The 3,149-nt window shown below is 37.2% G+C and carries 4 protein-coding genes and 1 pseudogene; all 5 read left to right on the forward strand.

All coding sequences use genetic code 11. The annotated features are described in order from the left end of the window. A pseudogene (locus WA010_RS05795) lies at positions 1–406 on the forward strand (argininosuccinate synthase); the annotation flags it as partial. An 11-nt stretch (positions 407–417) separates the two neighbouring features. After that, entirely contained in the window at positions 418–1,158 is a 741-nt protein-coding gene (locus WA010_RS05800; protein WP_422556198.1) for a ferredoxin-thioredoxin reductase catalytic domain-containing protein, read from the forward strand. 13 nt (positions 1,159–1,171) lie between these two features. Next, positions 1,172–1,618 (forward strand): 50S ribosomal protein L9, encoded by a 447-nt coding sequence (rplI, locus tag WA010_RS05805; RefSeq protein WP_422556199.1) that lies wholly within the window; start codon positions 1,172–1,174, stop codon positions 1,616–1,618. Beyond that, positions 1,611–2,489, forward strand: a complete 879-nt coding sequence (gene era / locus WA010_RS05810) for a GTPase Era (RefSeq protein WP_422556200.1) — start codon at positions 1,611–1,613, stop codon at positions 2,487–2,489. The genes rplI and era overlap by 8 nt, the downstream gene beginning before the upstream one ends. Then, positions 2,483–3,149, forward strand: a 667-nt coding sequence (locus tag WA010_RS05815) for a L,D-transpeptidase family protein (protein WP_422556201.1), incomplete at its 3' end; no start/stop codon positions are given. The genes era and WA010_RS05815, both read left to right, overlap by 7 nt.

The following is a 3,149-nucleotide window of genomic DNA, read 5'->3' on the forward strand; positions in this document are numbered from 1 at the left end:
CATGAAAAGTCGTGGGTGTTACGAAACTCCTGGGGGAACGATCATGATTAAAGCCCACCGTGCTATCGAATCGTTGACACTGGATCGTGAAGAAGCTCATCTCAAAGATGAGTTGATGCCTCGCTATGCTAAACTGATTTATAACGGATTTTGGTTCGCTCCGGAACGTGAAATGCTCCAAGCCGCGATTGATAAAACGCAACAAAATGTTCGTGGAAATGTCCGCTTGAAACTATACAAAGGGAATATTATGGTTGTCGGACGCAGTTCGGATCTTTCATTGTTTAACCCTGAGTATTGTACCTTTGAAGAAGATTCCGTTTACGATCAAAAAGATGCAGGCGGGTTCATTAAACTCAATGCACTCCGTTTTATCATTGCCGGTAAAGCACGCAAAAACAAATAAGGAATTTACGTATGAGCATCATCAAAATAGATATGAATTCGGATGAGTTCCAAGCGGAACTCGAAAAAACAATTAAATTTACCGATAAAGTCATCAGTCAATTCGGTTGGTCTTACAACCCGCAAGAAGAGATCAACGAGGGTGTTCAACTCGGGCTTGCTCGTAATAAAATGATGTACAGCAAACGCTTTTGCCCATGTTATATGGTTGAAGAGGTAGAGGGTAAATTTCAAAGTACCGATAATCGTCTCTGTCCCTGTACAACAGCTATTGAAAAAGAGCTCCCAGAAGAAGGAGTATGTCACTGTCAAATTTTTTGTACACCTGAATTTGCAGCAGCCAAACGATTAGAGATGGGAATCGAAGAGGTTACTCATCAGCACTCTCGCGGCTTGACCAAAGAAGAGTGTGAAATGCTATTGCACAAAAGCGATCTAGACAGCGACGAATTAACATCTCTTTTTGAAGCACGTGACCTCGGTATGGTTAAATTCAAAGTGGTCGACGTTCGTGAGTGGATGGAGTGGAAAATGGGGCGTATTGCAGGAGCTGATATTTTGGTTCCAACCAGCAGTTTCTTCCAAACTCTTACAGAATCTAAATTAGAGAAAAATGAACACATTATTGTGTATTGTCACGTAGGAAGCCGAAGTGCTCACTGTCAACGTATCTTGCACGACATGGGTTACTCTAAAGTTTCCAATCTTGCACATGGGATTGTCTCTTACGGCGGCCAAATCGTTCGCGGTTAATTAAGGATTATAAATGAAAGTATTATTGACTAAAGATGTCAAAGGTGTCGGTAAAACCGGTGAAATCAAAGAAGTAGCTGATGGCTATGGAAAAAACTTCTTAATCGGCAAAGGACTTGCTCTTGCTGCAACCAATGAAGTTTTAAAAAAATATGAATCTGAACAAAAGAAAAAAGCTGCAAATGAAGCAGCAGAAATTGAACGTCTTAACACTATCAAAACTCAACTTGCTGATATTAAAGTAACAATAACGAAAAAATTGGGAAATACTGGACACCTGTTCGGTGCAGTAACAAAAGAAGAAATTGTAGATACTCTGAAGATGCAACATAATATTGAAATTGATAAAAAAGAGCTTGACGCTAAACACGGTATCAAAACAACCGGCTTACATGATCTTGATCTAAAGCTTGGTCATGGTATTCATGCAATATTACGTTTAGAGATTAAAGGTGAATAAAGCAGGATTTGTAGCTCTCGTAGGGCGGCCTAATGCGGGTAAAAGCACTCTTATGAATTGGATTTTAGGCGAAAAAATCGCTTTGGTCAGCCAAAAAGCCAATGCTACCCGTAAACGCTCAAATGCTATTGTTATGCATCAAGAAAATCAAATCATTTTTGTTGATACCCCCGGACTTCATCATGCTGAAAAATTGCTCAATCAATACATGCTTGAAGAAGCACTTAAAGCTATCGGAGATTGCGACATCGTCGTTTATCTCGCTCCCGCATCAGACAAAACCATCCATTATGAAAAGTTTTTAGAACTCAATGCCGATAAACGAAAACATATTATTGTTCTCAGTAAAATTGATCAAATATCTCAGTCTGATCTACTAAAAAAAATAGGTGAATACAACCGTTTTAATGATCATTTTTTAGCATTAATTCCAATGTCTGTAACCAAAAATGTAGGAAAAAACGATTTGCTTAATACGATTGTCAAATATCTTGATGAATCCCCATACTTGTACGATCCCGATAATATCACGACTGAAATGATACGTGATATTTATAAAGAGTTTATTCGTGAAGCTATTTTCGAAAACATCAGTGATGAAATTCCTTATGAATCTGATGTTATTATCGATAAAATCGATGAAGACACCCCTGTGGAACATATACGTGCCACCATTATCGTCGAAAAAGATTCTCAAAAAGGTATTATCATCGGAAAAGGTGGTACTGCCATCAAACGTATTGGAAAAAATGCTCGTGAAAAAATTGAAAGATTAGCAGCAAAACCCATTTACCTTGAGCTTTTTGTATCGGTAAAAAAAGGTTGGACAAGTGATAAAAAATTTTTAAATGATTTAGGATATGAATGGTAAAAATCGCCATTATTGGTTTCGTATTGGTTAGTGCCCTATTTTCTTCAGAAAACATTATCCTCTACAAAAATGGAGGTAAAAAACTTCTTGAAAAAGAGTTTTCTAACCCCGGATATTGGTCTCATTCACTTTTTAATAAAGATCTCCGTTTTGGTTATTTTGAACGTGCATTATCACTCTTAACCGTCAGTAAAGAAAAAGGCTCTCTTGAGCTATATACACCGGATCTCCAGAAACGTTTTTCACTTAAAAAACGCTACGGCGCTTTTACCGGTAAAAATGCAGGAGATAAAAAAAGAGAAGGGGATTTAAAAACTCCCATAGGTATTTATACGTTTATTGAAAAGAAAAAAAATGTTGATCCTTTTTATGGTCCGATGGCATTTGTGACCTCATATCCTAATCTATATGACAAAATTCAAGGAAAAAGTGGTGATGGGATTTGGATTCATGGTGTCCCATTTAGTGGTTCACGTGACCCATTTACACGTGGATGCGTTGCTATCAATAATGATGACTTACTTCAATTGGATAAAAATATTAATCTCTCAAATACTTTATTAATTATTGATTCATCCCCTAAACAATGGGTTAATCCTAATGCATATCTAACAATACTTGCAGAACTTTATCGATGGAAAGCATCATGGAGTGATAATA

This window comes from Sulfuricurvum sp., from assembly GCF_049305995.1.
Lineage (GTDB): Bacteria > Campylobacterota > Campylobacteria > Campylobacterales > Sulfurimonadaceae > Sulfuricurvum.

Bases quoted from the DNA above. Each gene is read 5' to 3' on its own strand.
- WA010_RS05800 (WP_422556198.1), top strand. From the start codon at position 418: ATGAGCATCATCAAAATAGATATGAATTCGGATGAGTTCCAAGCGGAA.
- rplI (WP_422556199.1), top strand. From the start codon at position 1,172: ATGAAAGTATTATTGACTAAAGATGTCAAAGGTGTCGGTAAAACCGGT.